Source organism: Rhizobium sp. 01N48, from assembly GCF_056399145.1.
Window position 1 is genome coordinate 360,030 of sequence record NZ_JBFTQT010000003.1, and the last position, 16,301, is coordinate 376,330.

General features: G+C 63.4%; 16 protein-coding genes. 10 read left to right on the top strand and 6 right to left on the bottom strand.

All coding sequences use genetic code 11. The annotated features are described in order from the left end of the window. Positions 1-9: 9 nt before the first annotated feature. Together AC1DOG_RS08175 and AC1DOG_RS08180 are read left to right on the top strand one after the other, a co-directional pair. A complete protein-coding gene (locus tag AC1DOG_RS08175) occupies positions 10-1,032 on the top strand; it encodes a sensor histidine kinase (protein WP_477927329.1) in 1,023 nt (340 codons plus the stop codon). A gap of 130 nt (positions 1,033-1,162) precedes the next feature. Next, on the top strand, positions 1,163-1,534 hold the full coding sequence (locus AC1DOG_RS08180) for a hypothetical protein (protein ID WP_081619891.1): 372 nt from the start codon (positions 1,163-1,165) through the stop codon (positions 1,532-1,534). 28 nt (positions 1,535-1,562) lie between these two features. On the opposite strand, the gene AC1DOG_RS08185 is transcribed toward AC1DOG_RS08180, so the two are convergent. Next, entirely contained in the window at positions 1,563-2,846 is a 1,284-nt protein-coding gene (locus tag AC1DOG_RS08185; protein WP_477927330.1) for a cystathionine gamma-synthase family protein, read from the bottom strand. Positions 2,847-2,993: 147 nt separating this feature from the next. Between AC1DOG_RS08185 and AC1DOG_RS08190 the strand changes: the two genes are divergently transcribed. Both AC1DOG_RS08190 and AC1DOG_RS08195 read left to right on the top strand, forming a co-directional pair. Then, positions 2,994-3,428 (top strand): Lrp/AsnC family transcriptional regulator, encoded by a 435-nt coding sequence (locus AC1DOG_RS08190; protein ID WP_477927458.1) that lies wholly within the window; start codon positions 2,994-2,996, stop codon positions 3,426-3,428. A gap of 372 nt (positions 3,429-3,800) precedes the next feature. Continuing rightward, positions 3,801-7,628, top strand: a complete 3,828-nt coding sequence (locus AC1DOG_RS08195) for a peptidoglycan-binding protein (RefSeq protein ID WP_477927331.1) — start codon at positions 3,801-3,803, stop codon at positions 7,626-7,628. 95 nt (positions 7,629-7,723) lie between these two features. On the opposite strand, the gene AC1DOG_RS08200 is transcribed toward AC1DOG_RS08195, so the two are convergent. Then, the gene (locus tag AC1DOG_RS08200) at positions 7,724-8,623 is read right to left on the bottom strand and encodes an NAD(P)/FAD-dependent oxidoreductase (RefSeq protein WP_477927332.1); all 900 of its coding nucleotides are present in this window, start codon (positions 8,621-8,623) and stop codon (positions 7,724-7,726) included. 118 nt (positions 8,624-8,741) lie between these two features. Here AC1DOG_RS08200 and AC1DOG_RS08205 point away from each other — a divergent pair, with 118 nt between their 5' ends. Together AC1DOG_RS08205 and AC1DOG_RS08210 are read left to right on the top strand one after the other, a co-directional pair. Continuing rightward, entirely contained in the window at positions 8,742-9,218 is a 477-nt protein-coding gene (locus AC1DOG_RS08205) for an RrF2 family transcriptional regulator (protein WP_477927333.1), read from the top strand. Between the two features lie 125 nt (positions 9,219-9,343). Continuing rightward, on the top strand, positions 9,344-9,973 hold the full coding sequence (locus AC1DOG_RS08210; RefSeq protein ID WP_113239571.1) for a TerC family protein: 630 nt from the start codon (positions 9,344-9,346) through the stop codon (positions 9,971-9,973). Between the two features lie 23 nt (positions 9,974-9,996). Here AC1DOG_RS08210 and AC1DOG_RS08215 read toward each other — a convergent pair whose 3' ends face one another. Then, entirely contained in the window at positions 9,997-10,599 is a 603-nt protein-coding gene (locus AC1DOG_RS08215) for a DUF922 domain-containing Zn-dependent protease (protein ID WP_477927334.1), read from the bottom strand. Positions 10,600-10,876: 277 nt separating this feature from the next. On the opposite strand from AC1DOG_RS08215, the gene AC1DOG_RS08220 reads away from it, so the two are divergent. The 3 genes from AC1DOG_RS08220 (at position 10,877) to AC1DOG_RS08230 (ending at position 13,318) form a co-directional block, all read left to right on the top strand. After that, positions 10,877-11,797 (top strand): sulfite exporter TauE/SafE family protein, encoded by a 921-nt coding sequence (locus AC1DOG_RS08220; protein ID WP_477927335.1) that lies wholly within the window; start codon positions 10,877-10,879, stop codon positions 11,795-11,797. Continuing rightward, the gene (locus AC1DOG_RS08225) at positions 11,797-12,603 is read left to right on the top strand and encodes a TIGR02186 family protein (protein ID WP_113196525.1); all 807 of its coding nucleotides are present in this window, start codon (positions 11,797-11,799) and stop codon (positions 12,601-12,603) included. The genes AC1DOG_RS08220 and AC1DOG_RS08225 overlap by 1 nt, the downstream gene beginning before the upstream one ends. Positions 12,604-12,733: 130 nt before the next feature. Continuing rightward, positions 12,734-13,318 (top strand): transglycosylase SLT domain-containing protein, encoded by a 585-nt coding sequence (locus AC1DOG_RS08230; protein ID WP_209232645.1) that lies wholly within the window; start codon positions 12,734-12,736, stop codon positions 13,316-13,318. Positions 13,319-13,377: 59 nt separating this feature from the next. Here the strand turns inward: AC1DOG_RS08230 and AC1DOG_RS08235 are convergent, their stop codons facing one another. After that, complete coding sequence (locus AC1DOG_RS08235) at positions 13,378-13,839, bottom strand: carboxymuconolactone decarboxylase family protein (protein ID WP_477927336.1); 462 nt, start codon at positions 13,837-13,839, stop codon at positions 13,378-13,380. A gap of 21 nt (positions 13,840-13,860) precedes the next feature. Then, positions 13,861-14,361, bottom strand: coding sequence for an RrF2 family transcriptional regulator (locus tag AC1DOG_RS08240; RefSeq protein ID WP_111561659.1), 501 nt, complete (start codon positions 14,359-14,361; stop codon positions 13,861-13,863). Positions 14,362-14,542: 181 nt separating this feature from the next. Here AC1DOG_RS08240 and AC1DOG_RS08245 point away from each other — a divergent pair, with 181 nt between their 5' ends. After that, positions 14,543-15,298, top strand: a complete 756-nt coding sequence (locus AC1DOG_RS08245) for an ABC transporter substrate-binding protein (RefSeq protein WP_477927337.1) — start codon at positions 14,543-14,545, stop codon at positions 15,296-15,298. Here AC1DOG_RS08245 and AC1DOG_RS08250 read toward each other — a convergent pair. Then, on the bottom strand, positions 15,292-16,266 hold the full coding sequence (locus tag AC1DOG_RS08250; protein WP_477927338.1) for an alpha/beta hydrolase: 975 nt from the start codon (positions 16,264-16,266) through the stop codon (positions 15,292-15,294). The two genes, AC1DOG_RS08245 and AC1DOG_RS08250, sit on opposite strands and share 7 nt — an antisense overlap. Between the last annotated feature and the right edge of the window lie 35 nt (positions 16,267-16,301).

A 16,301-nucleotide genomic window follows, 5' to 3' on the forward strand; every position in this document is an offset into this window, starting at 1 on the left:
CCAAAATCTGTGCGCATCCTTTATGTCGATGATGATCCGGCCCTAGCCCGCCTCGCAACGCGGGTGCTTGCGCGCAGTGATTTCACGGTCGTCCATGCTCCGTCAATCGAGATCGGGCTTGAGCTTTTCGCGGCCGAGACCTTCGAGGCCGTGGTTCTCGACCACTATTTCGAGAACCAGACGGGCCTGAACTTTCTCGAGGCGATCGCCGAAATCGGCAAGCCGACGCCGGTGCTCTACGTGACCGGATCGAGCGACGCCGACGTCGCCATCCGGGCGCTGAAGGGCGGAGCGGCGGATTACGTCGTGAAGACGGCGACGGATGACTTCTTCCCGCTTCTGATCAGCGCGCTCAACCAGGCGATGGAAAATTCCCGGCTGCGCAGCGAGAAGGAAGAGGCCGACCGGCAGCTCGTCGTCGCCAAGGAGCGCGCCGAACTGCTGCTTGCGGAGATGAACCACCGCATCGCCAACAGCCTGTCGCTGGTTTCGGCGATGATCCGCATGCAGATGCAGATCGCCGGCAGCGAAGAGACGAAGACGGCGCTCAACGAGACGCAGAACCGCATCACGGCGATCGCCGGCGTGCACCGCAGCCTCTACACCTCGGAGATCATCGGCGAGGTCGAGCTCGACGTCTATCTCGGGCCGCTGCTGGCCGAACTGCACGGCAGCAGCACGATCGCCCGCGGCATCACGCTGAAATCGCAGCTGTGTCGGATTTCGACCACGGCCGACAAGGCCGTCGCGCTGGGTGTCATCCTGATCGAACTCGTCACCAATGCGACGAAATACGCTTATACGGCCGGCACCGGCGAGGTGCGCGTCGTGCTTGAAGCCACCGACGATGGCTTCGCGGTGCTCTCGGTCGAGGACGACGGGATCGGCTATGACCGCAGCGTCGGTCCGAAGGGAACCGGACTTGGCACGAGGCTGATCAACGCCATGGGCACGACGCTCGGCGCCGAGATAAGCTACGGGCGTGACGGTAAGGCTGATGGCACCTATGTCGCTGTTCGCTGGCAGCAGTAAGACATTCCACTCCTGAAATAGCTGGCGGCCTGCCGTCCGAGCGGCGCGCTGCAGGTATCGTTTGCTTCCTGCCGAAGACGCGCTAAACTTCGTTGGCTAACCGACGAAAAAGCTTAGGAGGAGCGATTTCATGAGACGGATGTGGCCCGAAGAGTTCAACTTCGTTCTGGACAACGCAGAAGAAGTAACACTCGATCTTCCCGCGATAGAACATGAGGACGGCTCGCGCAGCGAGGCAATCAGCCGGCAGGCGTTGAAAGTCCGCATTCCGATGGAGGATTACGAGCGCATCTGGCCGCTGGCGGAAGCGCGCTACCGGCTCGACGGCAGAAACCTCGGCAAGGCGGTGACGCTGATCACCACCAATCCGCATTATCACGCCTGGCACCCCGCGGATGGCGGCTCGGTCGACAACGTGACCGAAGGCGGACGCCACTTCACCACCAAATATGTCGTCGTGCACTTCCTGCTCGACGATGTGAGGGAAACGGCGGCGGCCTGAGCCGCCACCCTTTCCTCGCTCGCGGCGATCAGGCCGCGTCCAGAGCCTGGGTCAGATCGGCAATGAGATCATCTGGATGCTCAATGCCGATCGACAGGCGGATGGTGGAATCCAGAACGCCGATCCTTTGACGCACATCGGCCGGAACGCCGGAGTGCGTCATTGTCGCCGGATGGCTGGCGAGCGATTCCGTGCCCCCCAGGCTGACGGCGAGCTTGAAGATCTGCAGCGCGTTGAGGAACTTGAACGAGGCCGGCTGGCCGCCTTCGATATCGAAGGAGAAGGTCGATCCGGCACCAGTGCACTGCGCGGCGAAGGTGCGGCCGAGCGGCGATGACGGCTCGTGATACGGAAGATAGTGGATCTTCTTCACCTTCGGATGCGCGCGCAGGAAGTCGGCCACCGCAAGCGCGTTGTTGTTGGCGCGCTCCATGCGGATCTGCAGCGTTTCCAGCGAGCGGCCGAGCATCCAGCAGGAGTGCGGATCGAGCTGCGTGCCGATCGCGCCTCTCAGCGCCTTGACCTGCTTCATCACAGCCTTGCTGCCCAACGCCGCGCCTGCTATCAGGTCGGAGTGGCCGCCCACATATTTGGTCAGCGAATAGAGCGAAATATCGGCGCCGTGTTCGATCGGCCGCTGGAACACCGGGCCGAGCAGCGTGTTGTCGCAGGCGACGATCGGCGTGTGGCCCTGCTTCCGACCGATCTCATCGGCAATCCGGCGCATCATCGCGACGTCGACAAGGCTGTTGGTCGGGTTCGCAGGCGTTTCCACGAGGATCATCGACACACGGCCCTTTGCCATCGCCTGTTCGGCGGCGGCGCGCACCGAGCTCTCGTCGACGCCATCGGCGAAACCGACGGCCGCGACGCCGAGATTGAGGAAGGTCTTGGCAAGAAGCGTTTCCGTGCCGCCATAGAGCGGCTGCGAGTGCAGCACCGCATCCCCCGGGCGCACGAAGGCGAGCAGCGTCGTGGCGATGGCCGACATGCCCGACGAGAACAGCGCGCAGCTTTCCGTGCGCTCGTAGACGGCGAGGCGGTCCTCGACGATCTCGCTATTGGGATGATTGAAGCGCGAATAGACGAGGCCGGCGCCCTGCCCTGCCGGCGGCTCGCGGCGGCCGGAGACATAATCGAAGAAATCGCGGCCATCCTCAGCGGACTTGAACACGAAGGTCGAGGTCAGGAACACCGGCGGCTTGACCGCGCCCTCCGACAGTTCGGGATCGTAGCCATAGTTCAGCATCTGCGTTTCGGGATGCAGGGCGTGATTGCCGATATGGGTCTTGGAGGGATGCGGCGCGGTCATGGTCGTCTCCTGCTTCAAAGATGGATTGATGGCGGCAAATTATCTCGAAATGCACTTGATGTTATTGCTATTTGGAGCGCGGCTGCGATGTTGGAAGCAAGATCATGCGAGAGCGGGGAAGATTTCGTGCAGAAAGTTGCGGATGAGATGGACCGGCGGATTCTGAAAGAGCTGGCCTGCGACGCGCGGCTTGCCAACAACGAACTCGCCGAGCGTGTGGGCCTCTCCGCTTCCGCCTGCCTGCGTCGCCTGAGGCGGCTGGAGGAGGCCGAGATCATCCAGGGATATACGGCGCTGATCGATCCCGCCGTCAACGGCTGGACGATGACGGCGCTCGCCTCGATCCGCCTCAGCCGCCAGCATGAAGACGAGATCCAGATGTTCGAGAATGCCGTGCGTGAGTGGGACGAGGTGCTGGAATGTCATCTCGTCACCGGATCGCGCGATTACGTGCTGAAGGTGATGAGCTCCGGGCTCGATGACTACGAGCGCTTCATCAAGGAGAAGATCGCGCGGCTGAAATGCGTCGACACGATCGAGACGAGCTTCGTGATGAACACAATCAAGGCGCGCCGGATCTAGCGTTTCGCGTCGTCCTGCCTGTCGTCAGCTATATCGCTGCAGCGGCGGTATCCACTTGCACCCGCTTGTACATTAGAAGGCCGATTTCGGCACGAAATCCGTCTCGACAGCCACAAAAGTTAAAAAATCGCCACACCGGTTAACGGGTTGTTTACCACGTTCCGTGAAAGGTGACGTTTGAGCATTGGTGTCCTGCATTCCTTCTTTCAAGTCTCGCGTTTTATGGGATGCGCGCCACACGTACAGCTTGAGGAAAGCCTAATTGATTATCCTCTCATGGACGATGCTCTCTGATCCGCATTCGTTGCGGCTCTGACGGAAAAGCCAATGATCGGCCCTGACGAGGGTGCGAACAGATAAGCGAGCAAGAAGATGAACGGATCGCGATCACATTCTCCCCGGCCTTCCGACAGGGCGTCGCTTGACGCGCTGAACCGTACGATCGAGGGATTGGAAGCACGGATCGAAGGCCTGATCGGCAGCGGAGTGCGCGAACAGCGCAATCGCCCGCCGGCGCCCGAACGCGAACCCGCCCCCGCCCCCGCCCCCGCCCCCGCCACTTACACGCCGCGAGCGCCTTACGCTGCCGCCGAGCCGCGTCCTGATCCGCTCGCCGAGATCCGCCAGCGCCAGCGCATGCTCGACGCCAGCCGCGAGCGTGCCGCCCGTGAAACCACCACTTACGCACCCCGCGAGCAGGCGACGGCCTATGCGGCCCAGCCGGCTCCCGCACATACGCCGGCGCCGCAGCCGCGCGCGGCCGTTCAGCAGCCACAGGCTCCTGTCGCCAATCCGCGTGGTGCCGAAGACACGATGACGGAAATCGCCCAGACGCTCGTCAGCCTGCGCCAGGATCTGAAGCGCGACATCTCCGAGGGCGTCGCCCGCGAAATGGATGCGCTGCGCGGCGAACTGCGCGAGATCAAGGTAACCGCCGCCGATCGTCCCTTCGCCGAAGACATTCATGCCGACATGAGCCGGCTTGCCGACAGCATCAACCATCTGGCCGCTCGCTCCGAAACGTCGGAGGCCCATGGCCTGCGCAGCGAATTCGAAGACCTGCGCTCGCTGATGGACGGGCTGGCGCGCGAGGATTCGCTGCGCCACATGGACCAGCGCTGGGACGGCTTCGAAAACCAGTTGCACGCGCTCGACACATCCGGCCTGCAGGAAGAGCTGGTGGCGCTCGCCTATCGCCTCGACGATATCAAGCGCCATATCGGCGGCATGGGCGAGAGCCCGGCCGTCAAGGCGCTCGAAGACAAGCTCATCTCCATCGCAACGGCGATGGAGCAGTTCGGCAGCATGATCCAGCCGCATGACCGGGCGATGTCCGAGCAGTTCGCGTCGATGGACAGCCGTCTGGATGAAATCAGCCGCGCGATCGCCGCGACCGGCCGCGCCGCGACATCGGGCGACCCGGTTGCCATGCACCGCCTCGAGGGACGGTTGAGCGGCCTTGCCGACCAGATCGAGCTGATGGGCCAGAGCGTGGCAAGCCGCGCCAACCCGGCCGACGGGCTTGCCGAACGGCTCGAAGCGCTCACGGCCCGTGTCGAGGAAGTCGCCAATGCCGAGGCCACGTCGCGCCTCGACGAGCGGCTCGAACATCTGGCCTTCCTGCTCGAAAAGAGCCAGCGGGCGGCACCGCAGCCCGAACTGACCGGCGCGCTTGCCGATATCTCGCGCAAGATCGACGCGCTCGAGAATGGCGCCGTCAACGACGCGCTGGCGCAGCGCCTCGACTATCTCGCTCGCCGTATCGACGAGATGGAATTCCAGCCGCAGCAGGCGATGCAGACCCCGGTCGACGACGCAGCCTTCCTGCGCATCGAGGACCGGCTGAGCGATATCGCCGCCCGTCTCGACGAGAGCTCGGCGGCACCGGCGACCGACGCCAACGCGCTGCGCAATCTGGAAGACCAGATCGCCAATCTTTCCGCGCTGATGAGCGAGCCGCGCCCGAGCACCGAGATCGCCATCGATTTCGACCGCCGCATGGGCGCGATCGAAGACTATATGGCGACCAGCGACGAATATATCGTCGAAGCCGCCCGCCAGGCCGCCGAAGCGGTCGTCGAAGCCTATTCGCGCAACGGCGCCCTGCAGGGTGGTGGCGCCGGCGTCGATATGTCGGCGCTCAATGCGCTTGCTGCCGATCTCCGCCATCTCGAGGATCTGAGCCGCAGCGGCGAAGAGCGCACGCACAAGACCTTCCAAGCGCTGCACGAAACGCTGGTGCATATCGCCGACCGGCTCGACGACATGGAAAGCCGCACCGCCCGCCCTCCGGCGCGGATGCCGACCGCAGACGTCGATTTCAACGTCGATCCTTACGCGATGGCTGATGCCGGCGCCGAGGAGATCGAGAAGCCCGCCGTGTTCGGCACCCGCGTACCCGAAGCAGTACGCAAGGCCGAGACCGCGCCTGAGCCGGCCGCACCGGCGATCGCCGCATCCGAGACCAGCGCCATTGCCATCGAGGCCGCCAGCAAGCCTGCCGCGGCCGCCGCAAAGGGAAGCCTGCTCGTCAGCCTCGGCAAGCGCCTGCTGCCGTCGAAGAAAGCCAAGACCGGCGAACGCGCCGTCATCGACCCGTCGCCGTCGATCGACCCTGTCGACGTGATGCCGCCGGAAGCCGCCAACGAGCCGCTGGAGCCGGGCTCCGGTGCGCCTGACGTCAAGAAGATCCTGGAGCGCGTGCGCGCCAGCCAGAATGCAGCCCGCACCAATCCCAAGCCGGCAAGCGACACGGATCGCGCCGACTATATTGCGGCTGCCCGCCGTGCGGCGCAGGCCGCGGCTCTCGAAGTCGATCCCAGCGGCAAGGCCGGGTCGGTGAAGGGTGAGAAGAAGGCGAAGATCAAGGATCCGGCCAAGGATGCAGGCAAGGGCAGCGCATTCTCGCGCTTCCGCCGTCCGATCCTGCTTGCCGTCGGCGCTGTGCTTCTGGCGATCATGGCCTTCCCGCTGGCCCGCACGCTGACCTCGGGCGCGCCCGCCCCGACCGCCGAAGTGGCAACGATCACCGATGGACAGAACGCAACGCTGCCCGCCGATAGCGAAACCGCGCCCGAAACGTCCGCACCCGTCGCGGCAGCGCCTGAGGCACCCGCTGTCTCGACGCCGGCCCCGCCGGTGACGGCCAATGTCGCACCAGCGCCAACCGAGCCGGCAGCGCCTGAGCGGCTGACCGAAGCCGAACTGCTTGGCGGCAATGGCGCGCTCGCACCTTCGGGCGCACCGCAGGATACGTCCGCCTTCACCGCCAACAACGCGGCACCATCGGCGGCCGAAACCGCACCGGCCACAGCGGCACCCGAGATCGCCGTTCCCGACACGATCCAGCCGAAGTCGCTTGCGGATGCCGCGAAATCAGGCGATGCGCTGGCGCTATTTGAAATCGGCGCGCGCTACAGCGATGGACGTGCCGGCGTGACAGCCGACCCGAACCAGGCGCTGAACTGGTACCAAATGGCGGCCGACAAGGGCTTCGCGCCGGCGCAGTACCGCCTCGGCAGCATGTATGAAAAGGGCACCGGCGTTGCCCGCGACGCCAACAAGGCCAAGCAGTTCTACGAACAGGCCGCCAACCAGGGCAACGCGAACGCGATGCACAATCTCGCCGTGCTCTACGCCTCCGGCGCGCTTGGACAGCAGGATTATTCGGCAGCGGCCAACTGGTTCACCAAGGCCGCCAATCTCGGCATCACCGACAGCCAGTTCAACCTGGCGATCCTGTGCGCCCGTGGCAACGGCGTGCCGCAGGACCTGACGGAATCCTACAAGTGGTTCGCGATCGCGGCCAAGGGCGGCGACAAGGACGCTTCGCAGAAGCGTGACGAAGTCGCCAATGCCATGAAGCCGGATCAGCTGGAGAAGGCCCGCGCCAAGGCGGATCTCTGGAAGGCCGAGCCGCTCGACAACAAGTCGAACGGTATCGAGGTTCCGGATGAATGGGCCGGCACCGCCACCAAGACCTCCAGCGTCGACATGAAGCGGGCGATCCGCAACATTCAGGCGATCCTGAACAATAACGGCTTCGACGCCGGCCAGCCGGATGGCGAACTCGGCACCAAGACGGTTGCCGCGATCAAGAGCTTCCAGAAGTCGATCGGCCAGGAGCCGAGCGGCAAGATCAACGACGCGACGGTCAAGGCGCTGCTGGAACGCAACAAGGCGCCATCGACCAAGGCCTGATCGAGCGAAGGCTCACACAAAATCCCCCGCAAACCGCCGTTTTCGGGGGATTTTTGTTTGAGCGGCACTTGCCTGCGCCCTCGCCCGAAGCGAACTCAGTCCGGCATGATCAGAGAGCGGTGGACGGCAACTCCGGCCATGACGCCCGCAGCGGATGCCATCGTCGCATTGGCCATCGCGACCGCGGCATCGCCGGCGGCGTAGACGCCCTTGACCGTGGTCTGCTTAAAATTGTCGACGCGGATAAAAGGGCCGGTGGGACCGGCCTCCAGCGTGCAGCCGAGCTGTTCGGCAAGCGGGCTCGTCAGATGCGTTTTCGGCGCGACGAACAGGCCGCCAAGCGGCAGGACGCGGCCATCCGCCAGGCGAACGGCTTCCAGGTCGGTCCCCTCCCCCAGCAATTCGACGACCGGGCTGCGAACAATCACGACGCCGCGCGCATCGAGCAGGGCCGCCTGCTCGGGATCGGGCTCCCATTGGCCTTGCGTAAAATAGGTGGTCGGTCCCCAATCCGGGATCATCTGCGCCTGATGCACCGACATCGGATTGCCGGCGAGCACGCCGAGCGGCCGGTCGGCGACTTCGTAGCCATGGCAATAGGGGCAATGGATCACCGTCTTGCCCCAGCGCTGCTGCAGCCCCTCGATGTCAGGCAGCTCGTCGCGGACACCGGTGGCGAGCACGATGCGGGCGGCGCGCTGCGTGGTGCCGTCAGCAAGCGTGAGGGCGAAGAGGTCGCCTTCCCTGCCGATCTCGGTCGCCTCGCCCTGCAGCTGCGTCACCGTCTTGTAGAGGCCGAGCTGGCGAGATGCCTCGGCGATAATCGCGGCCGGCGCCTTGCCGTCCTGGCCGAGGAAGCCGTGAGAGGCTTCCGCGAAACGGTTGCGCGGCTTGCGGCCATCGATCACCAGCACCTTCCGGCGCGCGCGGGCAAGCTGCATGGCAGCGGATTGGCCGGCGAAGCTGCCGCCGACAATGATCACATCGTAGGTCATGACTTTCTCCTATCTCTCGCATCTTCATATGTTACATGAAAGCTTGCCGTCAAGACACGTAACCTATCTTGTTACAGATGAACTCTGGCGCTAGATTGCTCGCAACAGGAGTAAGCGAATGAGACGCGACAGCCGCCTTTCGCGCATGCTGCACGTGCTGATCCACATGGATCGGCACTACAAGCGCGCGACATCGGAAACCATTTCGAAAATGCTCGGCACCAATGCCGTGGTCGTGAGGCGCACCATGGCGGGGCTGCGCGACTTTGGCTACGTCCGCTCCGAACAGGGGCATGGCGGCGGCTGGGAGCTGGCGCGCGGTCTCGACGAGATCACGCTCCTCGACATCTACGAGGCAATCGGCAAGCCTCCTCTATTCGCGATCGGGCCTTCGGTCGACCAGCCGGACTGTCTCGTGGAACAGGCCGTCGATGCCAAGCTCGGCGATGCGCTGAAGGAGGCCGAAGCGCTTCTCCTCGAACGCTTCCGCACGGTGACCATTGCCGACATCGCGGCCGATTTCGACCGGCGCATGCCCGAAGGACAATGCAACACCCACGGCAACATTCACGCGGAACAATCGGCATCCGGCTGAATTTACGCGAAAGGCGCGGATCTTTTGCCGAAGCTGGCCGACAGCACTTGATCCATTGCCGACCGATCCTTTAAGCCTTGGCGACGCCGGGGAGAGGCTTCGCGCAGCGCAGGGATAATTGCATCATGGAAATATTCACATCCGCCGGCTTGCTGGCGCTTCTGCAGGTCATTGTCATCGACCTGGTTCTGGCCGGCGACAATGCCGTCGTCATCGGGCTCGCGGCCGCGGGCCTTGCGCCAGACCAGCGCAAGAAGGCCATTCTGGTCGGCATTCTGGCCGCCACCGTGCTGCGCATCGCGCTCGCAAGCGTCACCGTGCAATTGCTCGAGATCATCGGCCTGCTGCTCGCGGGTGGCATCCTGCTGCTCTGGGTCTGCTGGAAGATGTGGCGGGAAATCCGCGCCAACAATGCCCAGGACGGTGAAGGCGAGCATGCCGAGGGCGCGCAGGCGCCGCGCAAGACCTTCTTCCAGGCGGCTACGCAGATCGTCATCGCCGACGTGTCGATGTCGCTCGACAACGTGCTTGCGGTGGCGGGTGCCGCCCGCGAGCATCCGACCGTGCTTGTCATCGGCCTGATTCTCTCAATCGCGATGATGGGTATCGCCGCGAACTTCATCGCGCGCCTGCTCAATCGCTATCACTGGATCGCCTATATCGGCCTGGCGATCATCGTCTATGTCGCCCTGCACATGATCTACCGCGGCGGCCTGGAGGTCTGGCCGCATGTCGCGGCTGCAACCGGCGGCTAAAGCAATCTCGGACGGCCCCGCTGTCAGGGGCCGTTGACGAGCTTCAGGATGAGCGCCTGCACATTGCCGCCGTCGCTCATCTCCACCCGATCGAAATCACGACCGCGCTGGCGCTGCCTGCCGGATATCTCACCGAGCTTTTCGGTGAGATTGGCGCGGATCTTTCGGCAATCGGGATCATCGGGCGCAGAAAAGCCCAGGCTCAGTGTCTGGATCTCGTGCACCATGTCGATGATGGTGTCGCCATGCACCCGCTCATGCTTGCGGATCGCCTCGATGAAGCTGTTCCAGCTGGTCTGGACTGCTGGCGAGAGTTTGGCGGACGGTTTGGGCAGCGTGTAGATGATCGTCAGCTTCGGCTTGGCGACCGTCAACTTGCAGGCATTATCCGGCTGCCGTTCGTACTTGCGCGTCCATGTCAGCTTGAACGTGGTGTGGGCGATCACCCTGGACTGGCCGCCGACCTCGGGACCGCGCTCGCCGATCGAGCCGTAGAGTTCAGCGCCCGTTGTGCCTGATATCGCGTAATTGCGCACCTCTTCGGTCGGCTTCCACTGCGCGAGCGCCGCGACCGGCACCGATGTGATCAGCGCACCCAGCGTCAATATTCGAATGGCTGATCCCACATCGTTCCCCGTGCTTTGTTCCGCGCGGCCAACCTAGGGCGCCGCCACCTGGCGTTCAATCGCACTGCTGGGCGTTCGATCGCTTCCGCGCACGAGTGTACCGTGATTGTCACAAAACCTGAAAAAAGCCTGATTAATCAGAATTCTTCGCGTATTGAGGAGACGCGGTGTCGCTGATCGAAAGCCTATCGCAACGATTTCAAGCTACGGTGTCTTATTCGCATAAAACGTGGGGAACGCAACGGCCCGCCGGGTCGTCCGCAAATCGGGGTCGGCTGTGACAATCTATCTGCCCATCGCAGAATTGTCGGTGAACATTTTCATCATCCTCGGCATGGGTGCGGCCGTCGGCTTCCTGTCCGGGATGTTCGGCGTGGGCGGTGGCTTTCTGATCACACCGCTTCTGATCTTCTACAACATCCCGCCCGTCGTCGCAGTTGCCACCGGCGCCAACCAGGTCGTCGCCTCGTCGATCTCGGGCGCGCTGACCCACTTCCGGCGCGGGACGCTGGATGTGAAGCTCGGCTCGGTACTTCTGGCGGGCGGTCTTGCGGGGGCCACTGTCGGCATCTGGGTGTTTTCGCTGCTGCGCCGGCTCGGTCAGCTCGATCTGATCATCTCCCTGATGTACGTGCTCTTCCTCGGCACGGTCGGCGGTCTGATGCTGCTTGAAAGCGTCAACGCGATGCGGCGGGCATCGAAGAACATTCCGGCGGCACCACGCCGGCCAGGGCACCACCACTGGGTTCACCGCCTGCCGCTGAAGCTGCGGTTCAAGAAATCGAAGATCTTCCTCAGCGTCATCCCGATCGTGGCACTCGGCTTCGGCATCGGCATTCTGACGTCGGTCATGGGCGTTGGCGGCGGCTTCATCATGGTGCCGGCAATGATCTATCTGCTGCGCATCCCGACCAACGTCGTCGTGGGGACGTCGCYGTTCCAGATCATCTTCGTGACCGCCTATACGACGGTCGTTCAGGCTGCGACCAACTTCTCGGTCGACATCGTGCTGGCCTTCATCCTGATGATCGCGGGCGTCATCGGCGCGCAATATGGCGTTCGCGTCGGGCAGAAGCTGCGTGGCGAGCAGTTGCGCGCGCTGCTTGGGCTGCTCGTTCTCGCCGTCGGTCTTCGCCTTGCCGTGGCGCTGGTGGTCACGCCGAGCGATATCTATTCGGTCGTGATGGGTGCCAACTGATGCGTCACCTGCTCAGGACCTTGCTCGTCTCTCTCATGCTGCTGCCGACGGCGGCCGGCGCGCAGATGCTTTTGCCCGGCCAGACGCCGCAGCCGGTTGCAGAGGGGCTGGAGATCGGCACCTCCACCAGTGAGATCGCCATCACCTCCGACTTTCACGGCGCGGACCTGACGATCTTCGGAGCCTTGACCAACACCGACAGCCTGCTGCTCGCGATCGGCCAGTATGATGTCGTCGTGGTGCTGGAAGGCCCGCGCGACAATGCCACCGTGCGCAAGAAGGAGCGGGTGTTCGGGATCTGGGTCAACACGCATTCGATGACCTTCGAGACCGTGCCGCATTCCTATTCGATGTCGAGCTCGCGCATGCTCGACGACGTGACGACACCGCTTGATCTCACCGATCGCGGCATCGGCATCGACCATATTCCGCTGACGCCGATGGGCTTTCTCGGCAATGCCAGCAATGTCGGTGAATTCCGCGATGCCTATCGCCGGCTGCAGGAGCGCAGCGGCCTTTATGTCCGCGATCCGAGCGGCGTGCGCTTCGTCAGCTCCAACCTGTTCAAGGCTAGCCTGCGGCTGCCGGCCAACATTCCGAACGGCGTACATACTGTTCGCGCTTATCTCTTCAAGAGCGGCAAGTTCGTGACCGAGAAGTCGGCGCCCCTGCGCGTCATCAAGACCGGCATCGAGCAGACGATCACCGATGCGGCGCACGAGCAGCCGATCATCTACGGCCTGTTTGCCGTTTTCCTTGCCGTGGTGACCGGTTGGGGCGCCAGCGTGGTGTTCCGCAAGGAGTGATCGATCGCCACCTCGGCCGGATGGCCCTGCCCCGGTCTCGCCACGAGATGATCACGGCATCGTCATTGTCTAAAAACCGACCATTAACGTTTACCAGTTAGTAATCTCTCCGACGTCGAGAGGTTTAGTCATGCGTATCCGTACTCTCCTTGCCGTCGTGGTTCTGGCTGTTCTTGCCGGCTGCGCGACTGCTCCCAAACAGACCCGAAACATCTGCGCGGTGTTCGACCAGCGCGACGGGATGTTCACCAGCTGGCAGCGCTCGGCGGAGAAGGCCGAGAAGAAATACGGCGTGCCGGTGCCGATCCTGATGGCGACGATGTACACGGAATCGGGCTTCCAGCCGAATGCGCGGCCGCCCCGCACCAAACTGTTCGGCTTCATCCCCTGGAAGCGGCAATCGACGGCCTATGGCTATTCGCAGGCGCTCAACGGCACCTGGGATCACTACCAATCGGCAACCGGAAACTGGAGCGCGCGGCGCACCAACTTTTCCGACGCGATCGATTTCATCGGCTGGTATCACTGGCAGAACAGCCAGACGACGGGCATCCAGCTCAACGACGCCTACAGCCTCTACCTCGCCTATTATTCCGGTCCGAAGGGCTACATGCGCGGCGACTGGCGCTCGAACGCGCAGTTGCAGAAGACGGCGCAACGGTTTGCGGGCATGGCTGCGACCTATCAGCAGCAGTTGCAGGGTGGCTGCAGCTGACTTGAACAAAAACGGGCCGGCGGTATCGCCGCCAGCCCGGTCTAACGCTCACAATGAGATCAGGCGGCCTTGGCCGGCTTGTCAATCGGGTGCTGGGCGCGGAAGCCGACGGCCAGGCGGTTCCAGACATTGATGGCGCCGATCGCAACCGTGATGTTCATCATCTCGGCTTCGCTGAAATGCGCCTTGAGCGCTTCATAATCGGCATCGGGCGCGCCCGTCTGTGCGACCTTGGTGACGGCATCGACCCAGCCGAGAAGCGCGCGCTCGCGTTCGTCATAGACGGGCGATTCATGCCAGACGCACATGAGGTTGATCCACTGCTCGCTCAAGCCATCGTGGCGGGCTTCCTTGACGTGCATGTCGACGCAATAGGCACAGCCGTTGATCTGCGACGCCCGCAGCTTGATCAGGTGGATGAAGCGGAGTTCGAGGCCGGATTTCTGGACGTAATCCTCAAGCGCGAGCACGGCCTTGTAGGCATCCGGTGCGGCCTTGGCGAAATTGAAACGCGGTTGCATGGCACTTTCTCCTTTGATGGCTCAGCGAGCCGTTCGACGTTCATGCAGTTCCAGGAACGCGCAGCTTCTGGCTGCGATCGTCCCGTCGTCGATCTCCGCCAGTTCGGCGCCGAGATCGGCAATGGTGGTCTTGGCGAGCTCTGCGCGATAGACGCGCTCGGCCTTCAGCATCGCCGCCGAGATGTTGCAGGGCTTCAAAAAGAAACGATCCGGCGCCGGGTTCGGCCCGCGCTGGCGGATCTCGTTGCAGCGAAAAGCAGGCGCCGGGCCTTCGACGGCAAGCACGATGTCGAGCAGCGTAATCTTCTCAGCGGGCCTTGCGAGGCGATAGCCACCCTTCGGGCCCGGCACGGTGTGAAGAATGCCGGCGCCCGACAGCGCCTGCAGATGCTTCAGAAGATAGCTCGTCGAGACCCCGTGAAACTCCGCGAGTGCTGCGGCCGACAGCACGCCACCCTCGGACAAACCCGAGAGCATTGCCACGCTGTGAATGGCCTGTTCGACACCGTCTCCGAGTTTCATGTGACCAGCTCCTCAATTCATGGATAAAATATATCCATGATTATGCCGCCTGTCAATCTTCTTTCCGAGGCGCCGCGATTGCGTCCGGGGCGGTAGACTTTCGGCTTATTCAGCAAAGGCTTGTGAAGCGATTGGGATCAGCTAAGGTTGCAGTGTCAAAACACTCCAAAAGGGAACATCAATGAAAAAGACGATCTTGCTGACGGCCGCGACGCTTCTCGCCATGGCGCATCTGGCCTCCGCCGAAGACACCATCCGGATCGCCACCGAGGGCGCCTACCCTCCCTTCAACTACGTGGAATCGGACGGCAGCCTGAAGGGGCTCGATGTCGATATGGCCAAGGCGCTCTGCGAGGAAATGAAGGCGAAGTGCACGATCGTCGCCCAGGATTGGGACGGCATCATTCCCGGTCTGCTCGCCAAGAAATACGACGCGATCATCGCCTCTATGAGCATCACCGAGGAACGCAAGCAGCAGATCGACTTCACCAACAAATACTACACGACGCCACTCGCCGTCGCCGTGCCCAAGGACAGCCCGATCAAGGGCGTTACTGTCGAGGACATGAAGGGCAAGGTGGTCGGCGCGCAGGCATCGACGACGCAGGCAAACTACACCAGCGACGTCTACGCCAAGGGCGGCGCCGAGGCGAAGCTCTATCCGACGCAGGACGAGGCCGTCGCCGACCTGCAGAACGGCCGCACCGATGCGGTGGTCTCCGACAAGTTCGTGGTCGTCGACTGGCTGAACAAGGCGGGCAAGGATTGCTGCAAGTTGCTCGGCGATATCCCGGGAAGCGAGACGCAGGCCGGCATCGGCATCCGCAAGGGCGAGACGGAACTGAAGGAGCGGTTCAACAAGGCGATCGACGCGCTGGTTGCCAACGGCACCTACCAGAAGATCACCAAGCAGTATTTCCCCTTCGATATCTACTGACCTGATGACAGCAGGATCGGCCGGTTGATGCGTGCCAGCCATGGCGCAAAATCATCCGGCCAGTCCGCCGACGCCTTGCCTCTTCGCCCCATGCCGAAGCCGTGGCCGCCATTTTCCAGCTGGTGCAACTCCACCGGCACGCCGGCCTTCAGGCAGGCCTGCTGCATGATGACAGTGTTCTCAGGATCGGAGATCGGATCGTCCTTTGCCTGCACCAGAAACATCGGCGGGCAGCGGGCTCTGACGTGATCCTCGACCGACCATTCGGCGCTGAGGGCCGCGCTCGGATGTCTGCCGACCAGCATGCGGCGGGTCCAGGTATTGTCGTAGGGCGGCTTCAGCGTGATGACGGGATAGATGAGCGCCGCGAAATCCGGTCGCGCCGATTGCTTGTCCGCGGCATCGACCTCTCGATAGGAAGCAAAGGCGGAGCGGGTCGCGGCAAGGCCGAGCAGGTGTCCACCGGCTGAAAAGCCCAGCACGCCCAGATGGCCGGGATCGATACCGAAACGCGCGGCATTGGCGCGGATCAGCCGGATCGCGCGCTGCGCGTCCTGCAACGGCGCCAACGGACGGGTCGCCCAGCCCTCGCCCGGCAATCGATAGGACAGTATGAAGGCGGTGATGCCGTGACTGTTCAGCCAGCGCGCCGCGGGCCGCGCCTCGTTGCGCATCGAGATCCGCCGGTATCCGCCACCGCCGGCCACCAGCACGGCGATGCCGTTCGGCTTTGTCGGTGCGTAAACCGCGATATTGGGCATGGCGACATTGCTGATCGCGCCTCTGGCATTTTCGACGATCGCGCCGGATGGGCCGCCGCCACCCGGCGGCTCTGCCGGCCACAGGGGCAGGATTTCGCTCGGCGCGTCCGCCGGGTTGCCGGCGGCCTGGGCCCTGCCCGGCAGCAACATGTTCGGCATCACGGTTGCGGCGCTCAGGGCGGTCAGCACGGATCGGCGCGTCAGCATCTGTCGTTCCATCGATTTGCCTTGGTTGTTGCAAG